This is a genomic window from Flavobacterium sp. B167r (genome assembly GCF_056824315.1).
The window spans coordinates 2,047,788-2,073,478 of sequence record NZ_CP124859.1 but is presented as its reverse complement, the minus strand read 5'-3'; the positions used below and the strand labels follow the sequence as shown (position 1 = coordinate 2,073,478).

The following is a 25,691-nucleotide window of genomic DNA, read 5'->3' as shown; positions in this document are numbered from 1 at the left end:
TGAAGCTTTTTTGTTTTCAATTTATAAAACATAAAATGGTTGCAAATTATAAGTTGAAACCATCTTTGACTCGAAAAAAAACTGAGATTCCTTCATAAAATCTAACTTTAAGACTTGATAATAATCTTGATTCTTTTACAAAATCTAACTCTTTTTGAATTATGAAAAATTCAGTCTTACTTTTAATTGTCTTATTCTTGAGTGTAACAGCTTGCAAAAAAAATTCTGCTACAGATAATAAAAACAGTGCAGATTCTGCCACTTCTTCTGACTCCATCACTGCAATTGCAAAGCAAGCTTGGATTTATGGATATCCAATGTTCTATAATTACAAAACCATGTATGCCAGCGCTATTGCTAAGGGAGCGAAAACATATGTTGGTTTTAATAAATTTAAAAGTTATTCGAACAGTGCCACACCATCAGATACTTTGGTTGTAACAATAAATAATGACACACCTTATTCTACTGCAGCAATTGATGTTTCTGACGAACCTGTTATTCTTCAAATTCCAAAAATTGAAGGCGACAGGTATTTTGTAATGCAGTTTACAGATCTTTATACTTTTAATTTTGAATACGTTGGCTCGCGAGCCACAGGAAATCAAGGTGGAAAATATCTCGTTGCGGGTCCAGATTGGAAAGGCGAAACTCCAAAAGGCATCGACAAAGTTCTTCGTTCAGAAACTAATTTAATCTTTTTAATTGGACGTACCGAGCTTGATAGTCCAAGCGATGTTCCTAATTTAAAAAAAATACAGGAACAATATAAATTGATTCCGTTACATGAATATACCAAACAAGCAGCTCCTCCTGCAAAAAAATACAATATGCCCCTTCCCGAATGGAAAGAAGCCGATTATAGTTCGGTAGAGTTTATCAATGTTTTGAATGCTTTACTTCAATATACAAGCGAAGACAGTAGCGAGAAAGAACTTCGAGCTAATTTTGCAAAAATTGGAATTGTACCAGGCGTGCCTTTTGACAGTTCTAAATTAGCACCAGAAACATTAAAAGCCATCGAAAAAGGAATTGCCGAAGCAAAACTAGAATTAGATTCTAAAACAAAAGAGATTACAGATTCTGGCAGTTTATTTGGTACACGAGCCGCTCTGAAAAACAATTACACCAACCGTGCAATTGCAGCAGCTACTGGACTTTACGGAAATACTAAAGAAGAGGCTGTCTATACAGGTAGCGCTACCGATAAAGACAACCAGCCGTTGTCGGGCAATAACAAATACATTTTGAAATTTCCAAAAGGTCAGCTTCCTGAGGCTAAATATTTTTGGAGCATAACCATGTACAATCTGCCTAAACGATTTTTGGTTCCAAATCCGATAAACAGATATTCTATTGGAGCCAAAACAAAAGGCCTGAAATATGAGTCTAATGGAGATTTGATTATTTATTTGTACTCTGAATCGCCAGGAAAAGAGAAAGAAAGCAATTGGCTGCCAACTCCTAAAAACCAAAATTTCAATTTCGTTTTAAGAATTTATGGTCCACAGCCAGATGTAATTAATAATGTCTGGAAAATGCCACAGCCAGAAAAAGTAAAATAATCCTTAGACTAAATATCAAAAAAGCTTCAGAGAAATCTGGAGCTTTTTTGATATTTAGATTTAGTTTTCTTTAGATTTTCCGATAAACTTATAAGGTTTTCCTTCAAGTATAGATTGCACTGAGGCACTAATTGGGTACAAATTATTCTGCTTATTATTGGTTGTCAAAATAATGGTGAAGTTTGGATTACTAATCAATAAAGCTTGATAATTGAAAGCCGCTCCGTCGTGTATATGATTGACTACTTTTCCAGATTGCATACTTCCTTCTCCAAGACCAGTTTGGCTTTCGTTAGAAAAAGCAACAAAAAGTTCGTTTGTCGATTCTGGCGAAATCAGTTTAAAAGTATTTATTGCTTCAGACCATTTGTAGAAATCTTCAACATTTAATGCCGTCCAGCCCGAAATATTGTATTTAATTGCATCTTGTTTTCCGCTGCTATTGTAAGACTTTGCAAAAAGCTTTTCGTTTTCGGCTGGATCAACAACTCCGTTTTTTATTCCGAATGGCTGAAGCATTTTTTTTGTTACAAAAGAATTAAAAGGCATTTTGGTTATTTTTTCTATAATTCTTCTTTGCAAGAATACATTGTTATTATTGTAATCATATTGCGTTCCTGGTTCAAAATCAAGAGCTGTTGCCTTTTGCAAATCGGCCATATTATCAGAATCCTGATTAACCTGACTCCATTTTATTTGAGGAAGTCCGCTTGTGTATTGAAGCAAATTAATGATTTTAATTTTTTCTGCCCAAGAAGGAAGCTCTGGCAAAAACTTAGAAATCGGATCGTCAAGCTTCAATTTTCCTTCTTCTTTAAGCATCATAATACCAACTGCATTAAACTCTTTGGCAATTGAACCAATATGAAAACGGTATTTTGTATTTAACTGAATTGCACCACTAGCATCTGCTTGTCCAAAAGCTTTTTCGTATATTTTTTTGCCTTTTTGAACAATTAAAACATTTCCGTTAAACACTTTCTGTTTATGCGCTTCACCAAATAAACTATCCAGTTTTGTTTCTTTTGATTGCCCAAAACAATTAAAAAAAGCTACGAAGAAAACAGCAAAAAATAAGAGTCTACTTTTTTTCATTTTATACATTATACAATTTTTGATAAATGTAGAAAATAAGATGAATGCAAAAAACTTTAATTCACCTCAACCTTGATTTTATGAGTCTTTCATTAATAATATCCAGCAATTCCATTTCGTCTGTAGGAAATAAATGAAGCGCTTGTTCTAAAACCAATCCTACATCTATTGGAGGGTTTTTATAATTCTCATTTTCTAAAGCCAAAATACAAAGCTTTAATGTGTTTGTGATCAAACAGCCTAATTCAGAATAATTTAAAACTTTTACCTCAGCATTACAGCTTTTATTACCTGTTGGTTTTAGAATATTTAAATATTGAGCCGATTGTTTTTTGATGTATTCTAAGTCTTTTAATTCTTTAGTTTCCATATAATTATTTTTTAAGTTATCTTTTATGATAACCTATTTAGGCAAATATATAACAAAATTTGAATTATCATAAAAGATAATTTATTTTGAAAGAAACCATTCAACAGAAAGTCGGAAAACGAATTCAAGAAATTAGAATTCAGAAAAACATTTCTCAACAAGATTTAGCTTCGAAATGTAATTTCGAAAAAAGCAATATGTCTCGATTGGAAAAAGGAAATTCTAATGCGACACTTTCAACATTAGAAAAAGTTTGTGATGCATTGCAAATAGATTATATCGAATTATTTAGATTCTAATTTCTTTTATAAAATATGTCTCAAAAAGTCTACATCTTCGGCAATGGCAACCTCAGCTTTAGTGATTATATACATCATTACAAAAACGCTATAGATAAATTATTAGAATCTGAAAATGTACATTTTATAGTTTGTGATTTTAAAGGCGTAGATACTTTAACAATGGAAGTTCTTAAGTGTGCAACACCAAATGTTACTGTTCTGCATATGGGAGAAAGACCAAGGTATGCACCAGATAAATACAAAACAAAAGCAAGTCAATGGAATTTTATTGGAGGATTTGAATCGGATTTAGAAAGAGATTCTGCAGCCATAAATATGTGTACTCACTTTTTGGCGCACGATATAAACTCCAACGAAAAAAGAAAAAGTGGAACCTTAACCAATATTGAAACTTGTCTAAAAGAAAATAAAATAAGTTGTATTTAAAAACCAAAAATGCGTAAACCCAAAAGAACTTACGCATTTTTTTGATGAAGCATTTTAAAACGCCATATAAAATTCGACCTATTTTATATCATTTGCTTTAAACTACAGTTATCTTCTTCTTCCACCTCCACCGAAGCCTCCGCCTCCCATACTTCGAGAGCCTCCGCCCATTTGTCCTGCGCTTGCTCTTGATGAAGATCCTCCTCGATTAAAATTGGAATTGGAAGAACTACTTCTATTATTATTAAAATTTGAAGAACTTCCTCTATTATTATTAAGGTTTGAAGTCCCTGCACTTGGCAATGAACTTTGGCGTGTTCTTCCTGATGTGCCAGTATTTCCTGCTGATGGTCGTGTGCTTGCAGATGCTCCTCCTCGATTGGTATTGTATCGATTATTGGTAGTATTATTTCGCACCGTATTAGACCGCATTTTATTATTGTTGTAGTTATTAAAATTGCTTCTGTTATTAATATATACGTTATTTCCTCCATGATAATGCCCACCGTGATAACCATGATGATGGTAATAATGGTTATGACGATAAATACCTACTGCCATTACTGTAAAAGCTGCAAAGTAAGGAGGGTAAAATCCGTAGTAATAAGGCGGATAATACGGCACATAAGCCGGTGAATACACATATTGTACAATTGGCACCGTTTCTACCACAACTGCTGTTACAGCTGGCGCGCTAGCTACAGGTTCGTTTCCTGTATACCCAGGATTTGCTGTTTTTGCAGGAGTCGATTTGCTTACGGGTTCTATAACATAATCTTTTCCGTATAATAGCTCATCGCCCACAATCTGCATTTTTACTTTGCCACTTTTGTCTTTATCAACCAAAATAACGGCAACGTCTTGATTCTCTTTTTTGTTTACCGCAACTTGAAGGACAAATGTAAACGAGTCACCATTTTTCTTGGTGTTTACTTTTATGAAGTCTACTTTTTTATCCAGATTCAAGTCCAAGTTATTAATTCCTGTTTTCTCCAGATTCAGGTTTTTTTCAAACTCCTCAATGGTTTTTGATTTCTGAAACAGAGTCATCACAGCATACAAATCAAGATTATCCCCAGGAAGTCCAAGTTCTTTTGCTTCGCCATCAGACTGGCTAAAAATTAGCTGGGCAAACATGATTAATGCAACTGTCAAATATTTTGTGAATTTCTTTATCATAGTAAGAGTATAAAATATTAATAAGCGGAGTAGAAAATGATTCTTTCTATACTTTCTACTCTGTACCCAGAAATCGTCTAGTGCTTTTTGGTTTTATCCAATTCGCCAATAAAAGGAATGGCATCCTGAATTTCGGCACGTATCGTTACTTGCAAATACAACTCTAACTGTACAAATTTTGCCGCGTTGATTCCGCCAATGGCTTTTGCCAATTTAGAATGTGTTTTAGAAAGCAATTTATCAGAATCTTGATTGTATTTTAAGTTTGCTGCGGTTAATTCTGTCGCTTTAGCTTCGCTCAAGGTTGCATAATTATTTGCATAGTCTTCTAGAATTCTAATCTTCTGCTGACTTAAAGCTTTTCGTTCTGCTTCGTATTTATCATAAATAGGCGTAAATGCTGTTTCTTGAGCTTCGGTTAAACCTAAATATTCATGTACAACATCTGTCTTTGATTTTCCATAAAGATCTTGGATCATCTTAATTTCATTCATAGAACCCTGTGCAGTTACATTCAATCCAAAAGCTAATGAAAGTATAAATAGTATCTTTTTCATAATTTTAAGTTTTTTAAGTTTTTAATTATTTGCTAAAGTCATAGCTTAAAGAAGCGCCAAGTCCAAATTGAAATGTTGAGGCATAATCAGTAACTGCTACTGGACCCCAATAGTAATCCCAATAATAATCATATCCTACAGCTGCCGACATAGACTGCAGATAAGCATGAAGATTAATCGATAATGGCGAATTAGTTTTTACTTTTACACCAGCCTTAATTTCCCATGCAAAATAAGTTCCGCTGCCGCTCTTTGGCGTTTCGAGAATAGCCACCCCTAAGCCTGCACCCAAAAATGGAAGCGCCTTTTGAGAACTTGAACCGAAGTAATACGTGTAATCTGCTAATATGTAATTAATAGCGCCTTTGTCATCTCCTGCATTAACCTGAGTTCCTGGCGGAATAGGATTACCATTATTAGGTATAGTAGCTTTCGTATACAAAGGCATATTTGTATCAAGTCTGTTATACTTTAATTCAATAGAAGCGTTATCCATTATAAAATATTCCAGACCTAATCCATATTCAAAACCATCTTCTATTTTTGCATATGAAGAATCAAAATCTACCTTATCAGAAAAGGTATAACCTCCATACAAATTAAGCAAAAATGAATTGGCAGTTTGAGCATTTGCCGCTCCTGCTGTTAGTAAAAAAATAGCGAATAATAAGTGTAAGTTTTTCATAACTGTATTTTTTAAATTATTATTTTTTTGGAATAAAATGTTTATACTTTTCGAATGTTGCTTTATTCTGTCAATCCATCAGAAGCACTCATGTCTCTTAAGCACACATATTTGCCATCTCTTTTTTCGAAAAGGCTCATATAGTTTCCTGTATTAATTGGAACATTTGTAGAGTCGGTTACTTTATAATATCCTACTTCTACAACCTGATTGCCATCATGAGAAACAAAAACTTCTTTGGTTTCGAATGATATCACATTCGTATTATTTTCTAAATCTGATTTTAAAAATTCATATCTAGCATCTTTACCAATAATTGGCGGTCTGTTTTGATAAAAAGTAATCGCGTCATCAGCATAATACCCGATCTCTTTCAACTGGCCAGCATTGTATGTTGCAGCATATTCATTTTCTTTTGCCTGAATATCTTTCTTGACTTGCTTTAAGTCAATCACTGCATTTTCTTCCTTTTTTGTATTGCAGGAAACCAATAAAACACAGAACCCTGCTAGAACCGCTCTTGTAGTTATTTTATTTTTCATACGCATTTAATTTTCGATTTGTTATAAGATTATTTCCTTTTACAAACAGGCTTAAAATATGTTTGTAAATACAGGTCTTTTTAGTAATTCAATTCAACGTTTAACATACCAATTACACCTTTTGATCCAACTTGTGTCGGATAACTTAAATATCCAACTGGCGTATGGCTTTCGTACATTACCTCTGGGTTTATGCGAAAAAATTTGGTTTTAAACGGAAACCAGTTTACTCCCAAGGTCACTTCCCAAGGTTTTCCGTAATCTCCATTTATATAAGAATACGTGCTGTATGCCTGTAGTTTTTTATCTACTAGCATTGCAGAACCTTGAACTGTAAATCCTGAATCAAAAAGTTTGTTTACTGGAATTTCTCCTGATGTTTCAAATTTTGAAAGCCAACGCATAAATACCTCAGCATCTAGCGAATAACCGTTGTACTTTACACCAGTATTAAAAGCTGCCATTTCATATTTTGCATTGATAACCTGCGTATTTGGAGCAAAAGCATTTAAAGCAAAAATCCCCGTACCATCAGACAATCGAATTTGAGAGTTTTCTGGAGCATTTGTATCTGGCTGAGATTGGCGATTCTCGGTGCTTCGTGTAAAAGCTCCTCCTAAAATTGTAGCTGGTTTAGCATGTTTTTCGTAATCGCCATAAGTTGGAATTCTTCCAAAATTGTTGGTTACCCACCAAATGGCACCGCTCCAAGTGTCCATTGTATTGTCTAATTGACCAGCATCTACTCCTAACTGACTAAGATTGTTACCAAGCATTGTTTTATAATAAACATTGTCTGCAATTTGTCCCTGTGCGTAAATACCAGTGGTAAAAGAACCTCTGAAATATTCATCAGCAATTGGTCTGGCGTCTGATCGGAGCCATTCTGGCCACTGGCCTAAAATAGAACGTACAGATGGCAGACCATTAATGCCGATTCCTAATTCAAAATATTTATTAAACTTATACTGTAGATTTCCTGCTACCACAATTTGCGCACCTTGTCCTAAAGTGGCATTTGAAGTCCAAACGAAAACAGTATATCTTATTTTTGGGTCAGCAACCCATCCTCTAAAATAAAGGTTAGCTTTTTGAAACTGAAGATCTTGTCTTCTATCGATCGGAATAACTTCTCCTTTATAATTGGTATAACTGTCATCTATACCCATCTGGTTTAAATATCGAGCTAAAACATAAAAAGAAAGTGTCATTGAACCATATTTGCCGTCGGCCAGCTTAAAGCCAGTTCCTCCGCGATGACCTTCGTCTTCTGTTTCTTTAACGAAAGTGCTGTCTGGCATGGTTGTATTCATTATCTGTCCCCAAGAAAAATGGCACACAAATACTAAAAAGAGATATCTTATTTTCATATAAAATGGCTTTTAAAAAATTTGCAAATACTTACCTCAACAAATAAAAAATCACTGTTTTACATTGGCTTTTTCCCATGCTCGCACTTTTTTGCGGGCTTCGTCAAAAAGCTTAATATAATTCTGTTTTCTAATTTTTTCGCTTGTTTCAGGCTTGAGGGCTTTCCAAAGTGGCTGATACTTTTCGTAAACAGCCATATAAAATTTCTGATCTGGAGGAGCTACTACATCTGTTCCGAACAAAAATCTGTCGGGATATTTATCCATTAATTCGGCGCATTTTTTAATAATTTCTGGCGATGAGACAATGTATTTCGCCACTTCATCCCAAGAAATATCAAAATAGACATTTGCATAAGCTGGATCATTCAAGATATTTTCTACAATATCAACATGATTTGGTGGTCTATCGGTTGAAGAATCGTTTCCGTAACCTGCAGGATATACAATTCTTCCAAGTCCGATATGAGCCCAGATTATAGTTGTTTTGGAATGACGTTTTAGCAACTCTCTCATATCATTCAAATACACCGGTTCTGTTTTTTGTTTGGCCATTGGCATATCCATATCATTATGAAGGATAACCAGCAAACCTGCTTTTCCAGCAAAATCCATAATGCTGTCTAAAGCCGGATTAGTCAAACTGGCCACCTCGCCTGCTACTTTTGAGGATACGAATTCTTTGTGTATCGAAAACTCTCCAATTCCTGTAAAAACTCCAGGAAAAGTTCGCAACACGCGTTCAATGTGTTTGTACGCATACATGTCTGACGGATTGAATCCTGTAATCATAGGATCTAATCTCGCTTGTTTCTCTTTGCTAAGCGATTTATACTGCATGGCAATAAAAGCATCGGTAAAAGAGTAATAGTACAAAGGAGCATCAGTCTGGAGATAATACGTCGGACTATAATTGCCCGAGTTTTGATACGACCATTGCTGTTGCAACGGAATTCCGAATAAGGTGGAACGTCCTGCCTTATTCCCCATAATTTCTAAGAACTTATCGATGGAGATTCCCTCCTGTATATAATTGGTCAGATGAAAATGACTGTCATTAAATAAATAATCATCTTTTTTCTGTCCAAATAAAACAATAGACTGTATGCATAAAAGAAACAGTATCGCACTTATTTTTATTTTTCTCTGCATACGCTTACAGGCTTAGATTAAACTTCGTTTATTACTTTTGAAAGTCAAAAAGCTTATTTTTTTGGTGTAACGATATAAGGGTTTACGCCAAGTTCTTTTGCAATATCAAAAATGGCTTTTTGGGCTTTTACGCTATTTCCAGCTGCATTTAGCGGAGGCGAAATAACCGCGATTCCAAATTTGCCCGGACAAACAGCGATTAGACCTCCTCCGACACCACTTTTTGCAGGAAGACCAACAGCGTACAGCCATTGTCCAGAATCATCATAAAGTCCCGCTGTAGACATAATTCCCATTGTGAAGGCGCAAGTTTCTGGCGAAACCACTTTTTCTTTTGTAATTGGATTTACGCCTCCGTTTGCCAAAGTCGATGCCATAACCGCAAGCTCTTTTGCATTTACATTAATTGCACATTGTTTGGTATATACATCTGTAGATTGAACTGGATCAAAATACATACGTCCATATGCTAAAAGCAAATGTGCAATTGCCTGATTTCTTAAATTATCTCCTGCTTCGCTTATATAAACTGGCATATTTAATTTCAATTTAGTTCCTGCAAAAGCATTGTGAGTATCTTGAATACTTTTCCATTTTGCTACAGAATCATTTCCTTTTATCAAACTCACAGCTGCAATTGCTCCTGGATTTACCAACGGATTGATTTCTTTTCCTTTTTGAAGTTCAACAGCCACAATCGAATTAAAGCGAAGACCTGTTGCATCTACGCCAATTTTATCTGCCACCACTCTTGGCCCTTGTTCTTCGATAACGCGCGCCAGTGTAAAAACTTTTGAAATGGATTGAATAGAAACACGCTGATTTAGATCTCCTTTGCTGTAAACTTTCCCATCAGCTGTTACAATGGCAATTCCGAAAATATTCGGATCAACATTGGCCAATTCTTTTATGTAATCTGCATTTTTACCTTCTTTCAGATCTTTATATTTATCATAAGCGCGATCGATAGCAGCTTGATAAGCCAATTCTTTTTGAGCTGATACTTTATTAATCAATGGATTTACAAGCATCAATAGAAGTAAGATTATGAATTTTAGATTTGTTTTCATTTTGCTTTTTTTTGATTGGTTTGCGTTTATTTTTTCAATTGGACTGTATAAAAAGTCTAATACTCTTCGAATATCTTTTGAAGTTCTGCCAAACTTCTCTGTTTAAGCAAAGCAACAGACAATAGAATTCTAGACTTCTGCGGATTCAATCCGTAAGACGCAATAAGACCTAATTCGTCATCATTGCATTCTACATTGCGCCCTACAATTCCTGTAGCAACACGTGTACTTCTTACCACTATAATTCCTTTTTTACTCGCTTTCGCGCAAGCATCAAGAGAAGCTTTATTCATATTTCCGTTTCCAACTCCGGCAATTACAATTCCTTTTGCTCCTTTTTCAATCGAAGCATCAATTAAGTCTGCTTTCATATCCGCATCAGCGTAAATAATATCTACACGAGGAAAAGCGCTTACACCTTTAACATCAAATTCTGACGTTTTTCCAAATTTTTGATCAGGATGGTGGAAGAAATCATTTACTCCATAAGAAGTAGTTCCGATAAGTCCGCGAATTGGAGACATAAAAGTTTGCACCGCTGTAGTACTCACTTTTGTTAAAGATTGTGCCGAATGAATCCAATCGTTCATTACCAAAAGCACTCCGTATCCTTTAGCTTTAGGATCTGCAGCGACTGCAATAGCGTTATAAAGATTTAAAGGTCCGTCTGCGCTAATGGCTGTCGATGGACGCATTGAACCTACAAGCACTACTGGTTTATCTGTTTTAGCCACTAGATTTAAGAAATAAGCTGTTTCTTCCATAGTATCCGTTCCGTGTGTAATTACAAAACCATCAACGTCTTTACTAGAAGCTAATTCGTTAATTCTGTTGGCAACTTTTAGCATAATTTCAAATGACATGTCCTGAGATCCTACATTTGAGATTTGTTCACCTTTAATATCCGCCAATTTCATAGCATCGGGAACCGCATTTACCATCGCATCAATAGTTACTTGTCCCGAAGTATATCCAGATTGCACTCCGCTTTTCGCAGAACCTGCAATTGTTCCACCTGTTGCTAAGATTAATACTTTAGGCTTAGCCTGTCCAAACATGCCGACACTTAGCGAAAGCATCATCAGTAAGAACATCTTATTGCAAAAGTTTATATTTGATTTCATGATTTTTTCTTTTTGGTTTGAGTTTATTTTTGGCCTGTCAAAGTCGCTGGATCAAGAAGTTTTTTAATTTGATCTTCTGTCAATAATTTCTTCTCACGAATAAGCTCCAAAATTCCTTTATTGGTTGCAAGTGCTTCTTTTGCCAATTCAGTTGTTTTTTCGTAACCCAAAATCGGATTCAGAGCCGTTACAACTCCCACACTTCTATCCATGTAATGCGCTAAAATGTCTTTGTTAACTGTAATTCCGTCTATACAATTTTTTCTAAAAAGAGGCATCGCTTTAAAAAATAATCCTTGAGATTCCATCATAGCAATGGCTTCAACAGGTTCGAAAGCATTTAACTGTAATAAACCAGAATGCGCCGCGAGGGTAACGGTAAGATCATTTCCGATTACTTTAAAACACAATTGATTCATAAGTTCTGGCATAACCGGATTTACTTTTCCTGGCATGATAGAAGATCCTGGCTGAAGTGCTGGCAAATTGATTTCGAAAAGTCCTGTACGCGGACCAGAAGCCAAAATGATTAAATCACTGCTTATTTTTGACAAGGCAACCGCCATACTTTTTAGCGTAGAAGAATACATTACAAATCCCTGCTGACTAGTTGTTGCGGCGATGAGGTCTTTGCTCATTACAATTGGTTTTCCTGTAATTTTAGCAAGATGTGTCGCTACTTTTTCAGCATATCCTGGAGAGGCCGTAATTCCTGTTCCGATGGCAGTAGCGCCCATATTTTGTTCACATAAAAAAACTTCAGATTTCTTTAAAGCGCCAATCTCCGCATCAAGCTGATTTCCAAAGGCATGAAATTCCTGCCCCACTGTCATTGGTACAGCATCCTGACCTTCAGTTCGTCCCATTTTTATGATGTCTTTAAATTCATCTCCTTTTTTATGAAATGCTTTCGCTAAAAGATCAGCTTCTTTAACCAGTTTATCGTTATGAAGCAATAAGGCTACTTTTATGGCTGTTGGGTAGACATCATTTGTTGATTGTCCCATATTCAAATCATCGTGAGGCTCGATAAATTGATATTCACCTTTTTTATGTCCGCTTAGTTCCAATGCAATATTCGCAAGAACTTCATTCACATTCATATTCGCAGAAGTACCCGCGCCACCTTGATACAAATCAACCAAAAATTGATCGTGATATTTTCCGTCGATTACTGCTTGGCAAGCTTTTTCAATGGCAGCCAATCTGTCTTTTTTAAGTCGACCCACATCGGCATTGGCACGCGCTGCAGCCAATTTTACTATGGCAAAGGCTCTTACATAATCAGGGTAAAATTGCGTTGTCATTCCGCTTATCTGAAAATTTTCTAATGCGCGGGCTGTCTGCACTCCGTAGTATGCGTTTGCAGGAATCTGTTTTTCTCCTAGAAGATCTTTTTCTGTTCGGGTCTGAGCATTAAGAGCACTTATAGACAATCCGAACAACATCAGATATTGTACAGTTTTATACATATTTTTTCTTTTTTATTGATTAAAAACAGGAAGCCTTATTGGTTCTTTTTATAAAATGCTTCTGAGAAGTTATATTTAAAAGAAAACTGCAACTTGCTTATAGAAGTGCTCCATCCGTCGTTGAAATTTTCGCGGTCACCCCACTGAAATTCTGCTCCAACCGTACAATTTTTTACAGGAGTATACAAGACATTTACCAGAGCGTATTGTCCCTTTTTAAAAGCGTCGTCTGTTTGTCCATCTGAGTTATCTATGTCAATCATAGAATATCCAATTGCGGTGCTGAATTTATCACTCCAAGTATGATCTAAAAAGGCTACAACACCCACCAAAGGAAGCGCAACACCTTTTACAGGTCTTGTTATATTACCAGGAGTATTTTCAATTGCCACGTCTACGGGAGCGTCATTCATGTAGTTCTGAATTCCTTCCCCATATACCACTTGCCCTCTAAAAACATCATTTTTACTAAAGTTGATATTGGTACTTAAGTTAAGTCCCCATCCTACAGCATCTCCAGATAAATCGAACTGATCATTATTTTGGTCTTTCCACTCAATCTTTCTTAAGATACCAGCTAACTCCACATATCCCCATTTCGTTCCAACGTGATATTCTGCTGAAAGATCTGGCAACGGAAATCTGGCTTTTACACCTTGCAGTTCAACACGATTACCATAATCTCCTTGATCGGCACTTGCTCCAGGTCTTTCTAATGCAATGGTTAAACGAGTATCGCCTTGAATTGGCATGTAGCGAATTTGAATGTTACGGAAGAAAACCATTCCGGTTGGTCCCCAATATTCTAATGAATTCGGAAATACACCAATATCCATAAATGGGCTCCAAGTTTGCCCTGCTCCAAATTTTCCTAATTCGGCATACGCATGACGCAAACGAAAGGTAGTTTGTCCGGCGTCTACACCTGTTCCAAATAATTCAAATTCGAATTGTGTTTTTAATTCTCCAAGTCCAGTATCAAAGTAATTTTTAAAACCTAATCTCGTCTGGCGGACAGAAGCGTAATAACTTCCATCTGGGCCGTACTCATTTTTGTATGAAGGCAATTTAGTCGGTCTTACCACATCATACCAATCGGATTGAATTTGATTAAAATTATAACCAATGTCGGTCATAATAAAACCGTAGATTTCCATGCTTTTAGACCCTTCATCTTGAGCCTGAGCAAAAGTGGAAATGAGAAAACAAATTATAATGGCTCGATGTCTCATCGCTACCATTTGTAAAAACCTTTTTTTCATAATGATTATAGTTTGTTTATTGTGGGATACTACTTAACTATTCATTTGTTTTTTACAATCTGGGCTTAAAATAAAAGTCACTTCATTTTAAAAATCTGTATTTCTCAGCACTGGTTTTGGCTCCTAAAGTTTTTTTCAATATTCCTGAGATTTCGTTTTTTGGGTAGACAAAAAATCAAAAACTTCATAAATGCCGCTTGTTTTTTTGTTAAAAAAGCAAAAAAACAAACCTACACCAGCTGATTATCAAACAAATATAATCAATGCTAATGCACCATTAGAGTTATTAACCGTTACATTTAACCGTTAAAACATCAGATTAATAATATTAATATGTTAAATATTCACATAATTTTATAAATTTGTAAGTACATCATATTTAACATTTTATACGCCTGAGACTTTTTTTTTCGCCATTAATAATTTTAAATAATTTATTATGGAGTCTATAAAAAAAATCCCCACGGATACCATTTATAATGAACTGGAAAATGTTTTAAAGTTTTATTCTTTCAAAAACTCGATGCTGTTGAGTAATTTTCTGCGCTATATCGTGACAGAAACTATTGATGAAAGGCAGCAATTCATTAAAGAATATTCTATAGCTGTAAATGCTTTAAGCAGACCTTCTCATTTTAATCCTCATGACGATGCAATGGTGCGCATTCATGCAGGAAGATTAAGAAAATTACTCAATGAATATTATTCTACCGACGGAAAAGACAATTCGGTGATTATTCATGTCCCAAAAGGTGGTTACGTTCCTGAATTTATTCATAACAACAAAATGAGACACATTGATCTCCCTATCAGTACCAGTAAAACAAATCCGGTGATTACGGTTTTTCCTTTCAAATCAATCACTCAAAGACCAGATTTAGAAGCTTTTTCGCAAATTCTTTCCGAAGAAATAAGCGCGGAACTTTCGCGTTTTCAAGATATTTCTGTTATAGGTCATTTTCCTCCTGGTGTAATTTCAAAAATTAATGAAAATATTTTGGAAGCTGCCAGTCTCGTTGGAGCCGATTTTATCATTACAGGACACATTCAAATTATCGATAATAAACTGCAAATCAGAATCAATTTAGTAGACTCATCTTCTGGAAAGTTTATATTAACTAAAGTGTTTACGCCTGCTACGATCGATGACGGAATTAAAATTCAAAATGAAATTGTAAAAGATATCGTTTCTACAATGGGCGGCTATTACGGCATTATTTTTAAAGAAATGGTAAAAACAGCGCCTTCTAAAATAGCCAATAATTCGAGTATTTTAAAGGCGATCTGCAGCTATCATGAATATCAATGTTCTTACACAGTCGAGAATTATGCAAATGCTTTATCGAACTTAAATGAAGCCGTAGAATTAGATCCAAACCACGCTATTGTTTGGGCAATGCTCGGCGAAATGCATCTGGCTTCTATCGCTCTTGGAATAGATAATTGCAAAAAAACAATTGATAAGAGCAGTCATTGCATTTCAAAAGCTTTAAAAACAGATCCAAGTTGCCAGCAGGCTTGGTACGCACAGACGCTTATAAACTGCTTTAAAAAAGATCAGGACAACTGTCTTTCTGCTGCAGAACAATGCATCAAAATAAATCCTAATTCGTCTGGAATTGCTTCTGGAATTGGCTGCATGCTAATTTTTGCTGGCTATTATGAAAAAGGATTTAATTTATTGGAAAATGCAACACGTATAAATCCTTCGCATCCTTGGTGGATTAATATTGGATATTGCTGCTATTACATTCACAAAAAAGAATATCAAAAATCGCTCTATTGGGCAGAGAAAATGGATTTTAGCGAGACAATCTGGGATTCTTTGCTGAAAGCTGTTTCGTTTTCTCTCTTAAATGAAGATGCAAAAGCAAAAAACCACTTAAATAACCTTCTAGAACTACAAACTCAAACTGCAACAGAAATTAAAGAAATACTTTCTAGTTTTATACTTTCTGATGAGGTTGTTTTTAGAATGGTAAACAGTTTAAAAAGAATCGGACTGAAAGACGAAATTTGATTCTTTACAAAACATAAAAAACTAATTCGGTTACAAAGAGAAATTCTCGAAATTGAGTCTTTCTCTCAACTCGGAAAAAAAACTAAGCTGCTTTTTTTGCCGTGCGTTTTTTCTTTTCCAATAATTTAAGATGATTTTCGGCACATAGGATTTTCTCAGTCGTGCCATTTTTTTGTATTTCAATAAGATAATGAAAATCTCTTTCTTTCGAAGTCGATTTTATTATAAACCCCTTTTTAAAATCCATTTTTCTTTCGATAATGGTTCCCTTATAAGATATCCCACTCAATGCTGTGTAGGAAACATCTTGTCCTTTTACAAATTTCATTGTTTTAGCCGTTTGTTTCTAATATTTGCTAATACTTCTAAATCTGAAAAACTAATGTTAAGGGGGGAAATCAGTTTTTCAATTTCGACGAATATATAAAGTTTCAACAATTTATAATACCGTATTTATACCTGTTTTTTGAGTTTTAAATATAGTTATTTTTTTAATGTAAAAATAACCTTTCAAAAAAAAATTGATACAATTTAGAACAGCCTCTTTTACACCTTTTTTAAGATGAATTCTTAGTTTTGAAAGGATGAATTTTTATTCCAAAAACAACTAAAAAAAGAGCAAAATGGTACAGGAAAGAGTGATGGAAAAATTAGCAATTTTAGCAGATGCAGCCAAATATGATGTTTCTTGCTCATCGGGACAAAGTACCCGTAAAAACAAAAACAAGGGATTAGGTGATACTGGAAGCGGGATTTGCCATGCCTATACAGAAGACGGACGCTGTGTTTCTCTTCTTAAAATCCTGCTAACCAATCATTGCATTTTTGACTGCGCCTATTGTGTGAGTCGAAAAAGCAACGATATCAAGCGTGCTGCTTTTACTGTTCAGGAAGTTGTCGATTTAACGATTGGTTTTTATCGAAGAAATTACATTGAAGGCTTATTTCTAAGTTCAGGAATCTTTGATAATCCCGATTATACTATGGAACGTCTGGTAAAAATCGTCAAAAAACTAAGGCTTGAAGAAAATTTTAATGGTTACATTCACCTAAAAGCGATTCCAGGTGCCAGCGAAGAATTGTTAAAAGAAGCGGGATTATATGCCGACCGTTTGAGTGTAAATGTCGAAATGCCGACAGAACAAAGTCTTAAATTGCTGGCTCCAGACAAAAATCATAAAGATGTAATTAAACCGATGGAATATCTTAAAAATGAAATTATCGGTTATCAAGAAGAGAAAAAATCCAATTACAAAACACCGCTTTTTGCTCCTGCCGGACAAAGCACGCAAATGGTGATTGGCGCAACAAAAGAAAATGACATGGAAATTCTCGGAATGGCCAATTATTTTTACGAACAAATGAAAATGCGCCGCGTCTATTATTCGGGTTATGTGCCGATAAGCTACGACAACAGGCTTCCAGCGATTGGAACTCCTGTTCCGATGATTCGCGAAAACCGATTGTATCAAGCCGATTGGCTAATTCGTTATTACGGATTTAATGTCAATGAAATTGTTGGTTTTGACCAGCCCAATCTTGACTTGGATATTGATCCGAAATTAGGATGGGCTTTGCGAAATATGCATCAGTTTCCAGTTGATATTAATACTGCAGATTTAGAATTAATTCAGCGAATTCCTGGAATAGGATTTTTGAGCGCTAAAAAAATTGTTGCTGCTAGAACTTTCAAAAAATTACAGCCCGAAGATTTAAAGAAACTAGGAATTGCCTATAACCGATCGAAGTTTTTCTTGGCTTTTTCTTCGCCTTTTTATATGCAGAAAGACCTGACTTCCACTCAAATAAAAAATCAGATTTTGAATTTGCAAAACAGTAAATACAAGAATAATTTTTCGAATCAGCTTGCTTTATTTTAATTCAAATGACACAAATAATTTATGATGGAAGTTATGAAGGTTGGTTAACAGCTGTTTTTGAAATCTACGAATACAAACTAAAAGACATTGTTTTTGCTAAAGAAGAGATTTCAAATACGTTGCTTTTCTCCAATACCCATTTTGTAATAACAGATAATGAAAAAGCAAATCGAGTTTTAAATGGTTTACAGCAACGCCTTTCGCATCAAGGTTTCAACAATCTTTATTTTGCTTTTTTATCTGAATTGGAACAGATAGAAGAAACCTTGTTTCGATTTGTTGAATATGTTTTTGCAAGTCCGATTAATATCGAAGGAGATTTAAGCCGAAGTGAAGTTTTGAATGTAAAAAAAGCAGCACATTTAACTGGAAAAGAAAGTCATAGAATGAAAGCCTTTGTTCGTTTTAAACTAACAAAAGATGAATTGTATTATGCGATTGTAGAACCAGATTGTGATGTTTTACCGCTTATTGAACAGCATTTTAAAAACCGCTATGCAGACCAGCGCTGGCTCATTTACGATTCAAAACGCAAGTACGGAATTTACTATGATCTTGAAAATGTCTCGACTGTAGAAATGCAATTTGAATCGAATTCTTCGTCGAGTTTTTTAGCCGAAATCAATGATGAAAACGAAGAGTTTTTCCAGAATTTATGGCGTAATTATTTCAGAAGTGTCAATATAGAATCGAGAAAAAACACGAAGCTTCATATCAAACACATGCCAAAACGATATTGGAAAAATCTAACGGAGAAAATCCCAAACCTCAATAAAAGATAAAAATCTAATTTGATCTGCTTTAATCTTTTCAAATCTGCGTGAAAAATCAATGTGCAAAAGTATTTCACGCAGATTAAAAAAAATTAAAGCAGATTATACAGATTAAATAAAACTGTTGACTTAAATTAAATCAAGATTATTATTTGCTTTTCTTAAGCGCATCTAGCAACTCAACCATATCTACCACAGCATAAGTTGAACAATAATCTGACACCGCATAAGGCAAAATCAAACTGTTGTTATGAATAATCGCTCCGCAAGAATACACGACATTTGGGACATAACCTTCTCGCTCATCTTCTAAAGGAGAAAGCAATGGCTCTGTAAGTCTTCCTATTTCTTTTGAAGGATCATCTAAATCAAATAGTGAAGCTCCAATGCAATAGCGTCTCATTGTACCAACTCCATGTGTGATAACAAGCCAGCCTTCTTCTGTCCAAAGTGGTGAACCGCAATTTCCTATTTGCGTAAATTCCCAAGGATAACGAGGTTCTTGCAGTAAGACAGGCGTATTCCATTGTGTCACACGGTCCGAATACATGATATAATTATTAACGCCATCAATTCTGGCAAGCATGGCATATTTCCCTTTTATTTTTCGAGGAAACAAAGCTAGATTTTTATTCTGCGCTCCTTCTCCATGCAGGGGCATAACTCTAAAACTATAAAAATCTTCTGTCGAAATTAATTTAGGCAAAATTGTATGTCCATTATAAGCCGTATAAGTTGCCATCACTCGAGTAGAACCATCATCATCATAAAAACGCACAAAACGCGCATCTTCTATTCCGCGGCTTTCAGAATCGGAAATCGGAAATATGACACGTTCTGTTATATCAGAATCATGTTTGAACTGTAAATCGTAAAAAGAATTGGCCAGCCATAATATTTCTTGCAGTGCCACTTTTCTTTCCTCACGAATTAAAGGATCTTGCAAAGCCTCAAGCAAAGTATTTTTGAGAACTGCAAATTCAAACTCTTCTGGTAAATCCTGCATAATTTGAGCAATATACTTGTCTGTAGTATGCATTTCATATAACTTACTCAAAAATCGTTCTTTATTAAATAACGTTTTATGCTCAATTTCTGCCTTGTCAATATGACTTCCAATTTTCATGATTTGCAGATTATTATCTCGATCTAAGATTGCTCTTCTAAATACAATTGAAGAGATATGACCTTCTCCAGTTGCACGAAAAGAAATAATAACGCGTTTTTCACCAATCTCTAATCCTGTCTGGTCAGAATCTTCTACAATTGATGGATTAAAAATTGCAGCCGATTCTATGGCGTATTCCATTGTGCAATACGATCCAATCAGCATTTTTCTGTCAAGTGACATGCCTTCATAATCAATTTGCATTCCTTCAATTATAGGGCGAATTCGTTCGCAGTGTCTAAAAAATACTGCCGAAATATTTCGATGCCTTCTTGCAAATTCACGAAGTGTCTGCTCTAAAGTTTGCAGAACTTGTTTTTCATCCAACATCATAATCCGAAGCACCATTTGCTGGGTTCTTTCCTGCCCATTCATAAAATATCGGGCAACAACTCTTTTTGAATCTGGTAATAATTTTATATTTTTTCGAACAACGGATACTCGCATAACTGGAAAATTTTATAACAATAACATTAAGAAATCTTTTATTACACAACAAGTTAGTAATTTTTGTTAAAGAAAAAAACTTAATTTTTTATTAAAACTTCGAATTTGCCTATAATTCAAGGTTTTTAAATGCTGCTTTCATCAAAAGTTTTTTTCATAATTTCGTCTCTAGACCTCAACCTAAAACAATGAAGAATAAAGTCAAATTTTTGAGAGAAGAAAAAAACATGACTCAAAACGAACTTGCCGAAAAATCGGGTCTTTCTTTGCGGACTATTCAAAGAATTGAAGCTGGAAATATTCTGAAAGGCTTCACCTTAAAAACCATTTCTGAAGCTCTAGAAACAAATCCTGAAAATCTCATTATTAAAAAGGAAAATATTCAAATCGAAAGAGCCAAACTCATTAATTTTTCTGTTTTATCTGGACTTTTTATTCCGTTTGGAAGCGTTATTTTTCCTTTAATCTTAACTTACAAAACGCAAGATATTACAAACAAAGAATTGGGAAAACAAATTGTAAGTCTTCAAATTGTTTTAAGCCTTATTCTTTCCGTTTTGATGATTGCGTGTCCTTTTATCCAAAGTGCATTTTCTTTAAAATTTCCCCTTTTTATTATTCCTTTAATTGCATTTCTCAGCTTAAAACTTTTAATCGTTATTGTAAACGGAATCAGTTTAAACCAAAAACAAGAATTATCTATAAAATTGAAAAACAACTTCTTATAACAAAAGTCATAAAAATGGCGTAAAACTGTCGTATGGGTTTTGCACAGAAATCGGAATCGAAACCCGAATCTTGCAGAAAAAATAGACCATGAAATTATTTAAGAAAATTGCACTCGTATTTTTAGCCAGCATCGTTTTATTCTTGTTCGGAGGATATTTTTATTTTCAGAAGAAATTTACTCCACCAGATAACTATTTAAAGGTTTCTGGAATTGCCGAAAACATTCCGATAAAATGGATTTCTAGCGACGAAAATTCTCATTCTGCTTTGCTTCTGCCAATAAAAATTGAAGGAATCGATCAAACGTTTTTCATGCAGTTTGATTCGGGTTCACATTCTACGGTTTTCTACAAAAAATCATTGGAATCGATCGCTGAAAAATTTCAAAATCAGTCAGAAATTGATATTAAAAACAATAAAATTTCAACAGCTTTTACAATCGGAAATATGAAGGTTATTTCAAATACTTTTGAAGTTTTAGATTATGGCAAAAAAATCAATTTTCATGATTCAAAAGCGAAGAACATAATTGGCACAATCGGAACCGATTTATTAGAAAAACGAATTACCATTTTAGATTTTAAAAACAATCAATGCTCTTTTATTGAAAAAATTGAAGAAACTGATTTTACCAATTTTGAATTCAAAAAACGTAAAATTTTAATTCCTTCAAATATCGAAAATGAAAATCTAAAATTGCTGTACGATTCTGGATCAAGCGGTTATGAACTTATAACAACAAAAGAAATTTGGCAGAAATACAGAATTAAAAACAGCGCTGTAAAAACCGAAAAAGGTAATTCTTGGGGAAATACATTGAGCGTATATTCCGCTTCCGCGAAAAGGAAAATAAAATTTAAGAAATTGACTTTAGATCTTTCTGAAGTTACGTATATAGAAGGCACTTCAGACCTTCAAAAGTTTTTAATGAAGCGTTCTGGAATGCAGGGAATGATTGGCAACAAACTTTTCCTCAATCACAAATTAATTCTGGATTGCAAAAACGAAAAATTTAAGTTAGAATAAAAGTAAAATTTTACAATACTAAACTATGTTAACGAATTGATTATTATGATGTTTTTTACGTTCTCGATAAAAGTTTCGGTGTCTTTTATTTCTTGTTTTATCAGCTGATGATGATCGGACAAATTATACTGTTCCATCATATCTTTTTTCAAATATTTAATCATTGATTCTAGACTTCTCGTATCGTTCTGATTCTGTCTTTTTAATTCACCCTGTTTGCTTTCCAAATATTTCAAAGTCTCTTTCAACTTAAGAACGTCTAATTTCCCCAACCTATTATTTTTAATAATTCATAAAATAACAATAGCTAGAAATGCGGTAAGATTCAATATGTTCCAAAAACCAATATCACTTGAATTTACCTTATTTCTAGCTATTGTTATGGACACTTACGTACAAATCGATTCTTTGGATTTAAGAAATTTTCAGATTTTTTTCAATTGTTATTTCAAAACAAAAAAACACCTGTTTTCCATCACTTTAGCCCCAAAAAAAGAAATCAGAAAATTTTTATTTTTTTGTAATGAAGATAAATTGCGTATTAAAAACACAACTTTCAGAACATCAAAATGTTACCAAAACGAAGCAAAATTGTGAATATCTATTTGAAGATTTAACTGTTTATTTTGCAGTATAATCTATCTTTGACATCCTTAAAATTTTAAAACAGATGAGCGCAATTTGGTACGAATGCAAAGTAAAATATAGAAAAACAGATGAAACTGGAGGGCAAAAAGTTTTAACCGAGCCTTATTTGGTTGACGCTTTGTCTTATACAGAAGCTGAAAAAAGAATGACCGAAGAAATGGCCGCTTATACTAGTGAAGAATTTAAAATCACGGCTATTAAAGTGGCAAATTATGCCGAAATTCATCCTTTTGAAAATGCAGACAGATGGTTTAAATCTAAAATCACTTTAATTGCTTATGATGAAGAAAGCGGAAAAGAGAGAAAAACGAGCATGTATATGCTGATTCAGGCAAATGATGTTCGCGAAGCTTTTGACAACACGCTTCATGTAATGAAAAGTACAATGGGAGAATATTCTATTCCGGCTATTACAGAAACAGCAATTATGGATGTTTTTCCTTATTTCAGCGGTGAAGAAGGAGAAACAGAAATGTTAGAAAGATTCAATACATTAAAAGCTTCTAAGCCAGAAAAACCAGAGGTTGAAATTGTCGATCACATGGAATTTGAAACTGCTTCAGAGGAATAATATCCTAAATGCATAAAAAAATAAAGAGCTTCAGAATTATCTGGAGCTTTTTTTATTTCCCTAAAATTCATCTGTTTAACTTTAATTCAAAATAAATAATATATTAGCTGTAGATTATCAATCGAAGACCAAAAACCAAAATCACATGACCCAAAAAAACCTGATTTTATTCGGATTTATAATTCTAAAATTCATACTTCAATATGTATTAATTAGTCCCGAATACGATTTACAGCGCGACGAATATCTGCATTTAGATCAAGCCCATCATTTGGCTTGGGGTTATTTATCTGTTCCGCCAGTTACGTCTTGGTTTTCATATATTATTCTACTGTTTGGAAATTCGATTTTCTGGGTTAAGTTCTTCCCTGCCCTATTTGGCGCCTTGACACTTTTGATTGTTTGGAAAGCTATCGAGCTTTTAAAAGGCAATCTTTACGCTTTAATTTTAGGTGGATTGTGCGTTTTGTTTTCGTGTTTGTTGCGTTTAAACATGCTTTATCAGCCGAACTCTTTTGATATTTTATGCTGGACAGCACTTTATTATGTTTTAATACAATATCTGTCTTCAGAAAATACAAAATGGCTTTATTTTGGCGCAGTAGTTTTTGCCTTCGGTTTCTTGAACAAGTACAATATCGTGTTTTTATTACTCGGATTAATTCCTGCTATTTTACTTTCTAAACAGCGCAAAATACTAGCAAAAAAAGAATTTTATTTTGCTTTGATTCTCGGACTCATTCTTATTTTACCAAATCTATATTGGCAGTACAGCAATCATTTTCCGATTGTGCATCACATGAAGGAATTAGCAGAAACGCAATTGGTGAATGTTGATTTAGGTGATTTTTTAAAAGAACAAATTCTGTTTTTCATTGGCGGATTATTAGTGATTTTAGCTGGACTTTACGCCGTTTTATTCTATCAGCCTTTCAGAAAATATCAGCTCTTTTTTGCCTCATTTATTTTCACGCTTTTAATTTTTATTTACTTCAAAGCAAAAGCGTATTATGCCATTGGATTATATCCTATTTATCTCGCTTTTGGAGCTGTTTATATTTCAGAAATTCTTAATAATGGATGGAAACGTTTTCTAAAACCTGTTTTTATTCTGATTCCGTTATTGCTTTTTATTCCGATTTACAATGTTGCTTTTCCAAATAAAAGTCCTGAATATATGGTTGCACATCCAGAGCCATACAAAAAACTAGGAATGCTTCGCTGGGAAGATGGAAAAGATCATCATCTGCCTCAAGATTTTGCCGATATGTTGGGTTGGAAAGAATTGGCTAGAAAAACAGATTCGGTATATGCTTTACTCCCAAATCAGAAAGAAACTATTGTGCTTTGCGATAATTACGGACAAGCTGGAGCCATTAATTTTTATTCTAAAAAAGGAATCAAAGCGGTTTCTTTCAACGCAGATTATGTGAATTGGTTTGATCTCAGCATTCGCTATAAAAACCTTATTCGCGTTAAGGAATTTGACGAAAACAATGAAGAATTAAAAGAAACAAGTCCGTATTTTGAATCGGCAGCAATTGGCGGTCAAATCACCAATCAGTATGCGAGAGAATACGGCGCTACGATTTTTGTTTTCACGAATGCCAAAATCGACATCAATAAAAGATTAGAACAGGAAATCAACGAAGAAAAAAGCGACATCATAAATGATTAATTTCAAGGACTTATCATATTTACAAACCGGAAATCTTAAACAGCAAGCCGCATTCACTATTTTAACCAAATATAAAGTTTTGGAAAATCTTGCCGAATTTGATTCTATTTTGGTTGGTACAATTCCGATAAACATTGATATCGAAAACAGCGATTTGGATATTATCTGCTATTGGAAAAACAAATCTGATTTCTTAGAAAAAACAAAACTGCTTTTCGGAAAAGAAAACCATTTTACCATTCGAGAAGATCTTATAAATAACCGAGAATCTATTATTGCCAACTTCTTTATTGACGCTTTTGAAATCGAAATCTTTGGACAAAATACGCCAACCGAACTTCAAAATGGGTATAGACATATGCTTATTGAACATCAAATTCTATGTTCTAGAGACGAAAACTTCCGATTAGAAATCATAAAATTAAAAGAAAAAGGTCTAAAAACCGAACCTGCATTTGGCTTGCTATTAGGCTTAAAAGGAAATATTTACGAAGAATTACTAGCTTATAAATTATAAAAAAAGACATCCTTTTTTTAAATTATAAAAAATAAAGTGCCGAAATTATTTGCATAACCGTAT

The 25,691-nt window shown here is 34.2% G+C and carries 26 protein-coding genes; 11 read left to right on the top strand and 15 right to left on the bottom strand.

Annotation, left to right across the window (positions count from 1 at the left end; translation table 11 throughout):
• Window positions 1–161: 161 nt before the first annotated feature.
• Window positions 162–1,565 (top strand): DUF1254 domain-containing protein, encoded by a 1,404-nt coding sequence (locus QLQ96_RS09360; protein ID WP_482496422.1) that lies wholly within the window; start codon window positions 162–164, stop codon window positions 1,563–1,565.
• Window positions 1,566–1,625: 60 nt separating this feature from the next.
• On the opposite strand, the gene QLQ96_RS09355 is transcribed toward QLQ96_RS09360, so the two are convergent.
• Complete coding sequence (locus QLQ96_RS09355; RefSeq protein ID WP_482496421.1) at window positions 1,626–2,660, bottom strand: serine hydrolase domain-containing protein; 1,035 nt, start codon at window positions 2,658–2,660, stop codon at window positions 1,626–1,628.
• A gap of 61 nt (window positions 2,661–2,721) precedes the next feature.
• Complete coding sequence (locus QLQ96_RS09350; protein WP_482496420.1) at window positions 2,722–3,030, bottom strand: hypothetical protein; 309 nt, start codon at window positions 3,028–3,030, stop codon at window positions 2,722–2,724.
• An 86-nt stretch (window positions 3,031–3,116) separates the two neighbouring features.
• Here QLQ96_RS09350 and QLQ96_RS09345 point away from each other — a divergent pair, with 86 nt between their 5' ends.
• Together QLQ96_RS09345 and QLQ96_RS09340 are read left to right on the top strand one after the other, a co-directional pair.
• Window positions 3,117–3,329: a helix-turn-helix domain-containing protein gene (locus QLQ96_RS09345; RefSeq protein WP_379697962.1), complete on the top strand. Its 213-nt coding sequence runs from the start codon at window positions 3,117–3,119 to the stop codon at window positions 3,327–3,329.
• Window positions 3,330–3,344: 15 nt separating this feature from the next.
• Window positions 3,345–3,758, top strand: coding sequence for a hypothetical protein (locus QLQ96_RS09340; protein ID WP_379697960.1), 414 nt, complete (start codon window positions 3,345–3,347; stop codon window positions 3,756–3,758).
• 108 nt (window positions 3,759–3,866) lie between these two features.
• Here the strand turns inward: QLQ96_RS09340 and QLQ96_RS09335 are convergent, their stop codons facing one another.
• From QLQ96_RS09335 to QLQ96_RS09290, 10 genes are all read right to left on the bottom strand, one after another.
• Complete coding sequence (locus QLQ96_RS09335) at window positions 3,867–4,937, bottom strand: hypothetical protein (protein WP_482496419.1); 1,071 nt, start codon at window positions 4,935–4,937, stop codon at window positions 3,867–3,869.
• 77 nt (window positions 4,938–5,014) lie between these two features.
• Window positions 5,015–5,494, bottom strand: coding sequence for a hypothetical protein (locus tag QLQ96_RS09330; RefSeq protein ID WP_482496418.1), 480 nt, complete (start codon window positions 5,492–5,494; stop codon window positions 5,015–5,017).
• 25 nt (window positions 5,495–5,519) lie between these two features.
• On the bottom strand, window positions 5,520–6,179 hold the full coding sequence (locus tag QLQ96_RS09325; RefSeq protein WP_482496417.1) for an outer membrane beta-barrel protein: 660 nt from the start codon (window positions 6,177–6,179) through the stop codon (window positions 5,520–5,522).
• A 62-nt stretch (window positions 6,180–6,241) separates the two neighbouring features.
• Complete coding sequence (locus QLQ96_RS09320; protein ID WP_482496416.1) at window positions 6,242–6,721, bottom strand: YybH family protein; 480 nt, start codon at window positions 6,719–6,721, stop codon at window positions 6,242–6,244.
• Between the two features lie 80 nt (window positions 6,722–6,801).
• Window positions 6,802–8,091, bottom strand: a complete 1,290-nt coding sequence (locus QLQ96_RS09315; protein WP_482496415.1) for a hypothetical protein — start codon at window positions 8,089–8,091, stop codon at window positions 6,802–6,804.
• A gap of 51 nt (window positions 8,092–8,142) precedes the next feature.
• Window positions 8,143–9,243 carry an amidohydrolase family protein gene (locus tag QLQ96_RS09310; protein WP_482496414.1) on the bottom strand — a complete coding sequence of 367 codons (1,101 nt, stop codon included), beginning with the start codon at window positions 9,241–9,243 and terminating at the stop codon, window positions 8,143–8,145.
• Window positions 9,244–9,296: 53 nt separating this feature from the next.
• Complete coding sequence (glsA, locus tag QLQ96_RS09305; RefSeq protein WP_482496413.1) at window positions 9,297–10,313, bottom strand: glutaminase A; 1,017 nt, start codon at window positions 10,311–10,313, stop codon at window positions 9,297–9,299.
• A gap of 56 nt (window positions 10,314–10,369) precedes the next feature.
• Window positions 10,370–11,437 (bottom strand): type II asparaginase, encoded by a 1,068-nt coding sequence (locus QLQ96_RS09300; protein WP_482496412.1) that lies wholly within the window; start codon window positions 11,435–11,437, stop codon window positions 10,370–10,372.
• Between the two features lie 23 nt (window positions 11,438–11,460).
• The gene (locus QLQ96_RS09295) at window positions 11,461–12,885 is read right to left on the bottom strand and encodes an aspartate ammonia-lyase (protein WP_482496945.1); all 1,425 of its coding nucleotides are present in this window, start codon (window positions 12,883–12,885) and stop codon (window positions 11,461–11,463) included.
• A 59-nt stretch (window positions 12,886–12,944) separates the two neighbouring features.
• On the bottom strand, window positions 12,945–14,171 hold the full coding sequence (locus QLQ96_RS09290; protein WP_482496411.1) for a DcaP family trimeric outer membrane transporter: 1,227 nt from the start codon (window positions 14,169–14,171) through the stop codon (window positions 12,945–12,947).
• A 439-nt stretch (window positions 14,172–14,610) separates the two neighbouring features.
• Between QLQ96_RS09290 and QLQ96_RS09285 the strand changes: the two genes are divergently transcribed.
• On the top strand, window positions 14,611–16,191 hold the full coding sequence (locus tag QLQ96_RS09285) for a tetratricopeptide repeat protein (RefSeq protein WP_482496410.1): 1,581 nt from the start codon (window positions 14,611–14,613) through the stop codon (window positions 16,189–16,191).
• Window positions 16,192–16,273: 82 nt separating this feature from the next.
• Here QLQ96_RS09285 and QLQ96_RS09280 read toward each other — a convergent pair whose 3' ends face one another.
• Window positions 16,274–16,519 (bottom strand): hypothetical protein, encoded by a 246-nt coding sequence (locus QLQ96_RS09280; protein ID WP_482496409.1) that lies wholly within the window; start codon window positions 16,517–16,519, stop codon window positions 16,274–16,276.
• 295 nt (window positions 16,520–16,814) lie between these two features.
• On the opposite strand from QLQ96_RS09280, the gene QLQ96_RS09275 reads away from it, so the two are divergent.
• Window positions 16,815–18,071: a putative DNA modification/repair radical SAM protein gene (locus QLQ96_RS09275; protein ID WP_482496408.1), complete on the top strand. Its 1,257-nt coding sequence runs from the start codon at window positions 16,815–16,817 to the stop codon at window positions 18,069–18,071.
• 5 nt (window positions 18,072–18,076) lie between these two features.
• A complete protein-coding gene (locus tag QLQ96_RS09270; protein WP_482496407.1) occupies window positions 18,077–18,853 on the top strand; it encodes a TIGR03915 family putative DNA repair protein in 777 nt (258 codons plus the stop codon).
• A gap of 139 nt (window positions 18,854–18,992) precedes the next feature.
• On the opposite strand, the gene QLQ96_RS09265 is transcribed toward QLQ96_RS09270, so the two are convergent.
• Complete coding sequence (locus QLQ96_RS09265; protein ID WP_482496406.1) at window positions 18,993–20,459, bottom strand: glycoside hydrolase family 130 protein; 1,467 nt, start codon at window positions 20,457–20,459, stop codon at window positions 18,993–18,995.
• A 188-nt stretch (window positions 20,460–20,647) separates the two neighbouring features.
• On the opposite strand from QLQ96_RS09265, the gene QLQ96_RS09260 reads away from it, so the two are divergent.
• Entirely contained in the window at window positions 20,648–21,187 is a 540-nt protein-coding gene (locus QLQ96_RS09260; protein ID WP_482496405.1) for a helix-turn-helix domain-containing protein, read from the top strand.
• Window positions 21,188–21,275: 88 nt separating this feature from the next.
• Window positions 21,276–22,214: a hypothetical protein gene (locus tag QLQ96_RS09255; protein WP_482496404.1), complete on the top strand. Its 939-nt coding sequence runs from the start codon at window positions 21,276–21,278 to the stop codon at window positions 22,212–22,214.
• 23 nt (window positions 22,215–22,237) lie between these two features.
• On the opposite strand, the gene QLQ96_RS09250 is transcribed toward QLQ96_RS09255, so the two are convergent.
• A complete protein-coding gene (locus tag QLQ96_RS09250; RefSeq protein ID WP_482496403.1) occupies window positions 22,238–22,486 on the bottom strand; it encodes a hypothetical protein in 249 nt (82 codons plus the stop codon).
• Between the two features lie 398 nt (window positions 22,487–22,884).
• On the opposite strand from QLQ96_RS09250, the gene QLQ96_RS09245 reads away from it, so the two are divergent.
• The 3 genes from QLQ96_RS09245 (at window position 22,885) to QLQ96_RS09235 (ending at window position 25,628) form a co-directional block, all read left to right on the top strand.
• Window positions 22,885–23,433: a DUF4494 domain-containing protein gene (locus tag QLQ96_RS09245; protein ID WP_482496402.1), complete on the top strand. Its 549-nt coding sequence runs from the start codon at window positions 22,885–22,887 to the stop codon at window positions 23,431–23,433.
• A 145-nt stretch (window positions 23,434–23,578) separates the two neighbouring features.
• The gene (locus QLQ96_RS09240) at window positions 23,579–25,111 is read left to right on the top strand and encodes a glycosyltransferase family 39 protein (protein WP_482496401.1); all 1,533 of its coding nucleotides are present in this window, start codon (window positions 23,579–23,581) and stop codon (window positions 25,109–25,111) included.
• On the top strand, window positions 25,104–25,628 hold the full coding sequence (locus QLQ96_RS09235; RefSeq protein WP_482496400.1) for a DUF4269 domain-containing protein: 525 nt from the start codon (window positions 25,104–25,106) through the stop codon (window positions 25,626–25,628). Before QLQ96_RS09240 ends, QLQ96_RS09235 begins: the two co-directional genes overlap by 8 nt.
• Window positions 25,629–25,691: the final 63 nt, after the last annotated feature.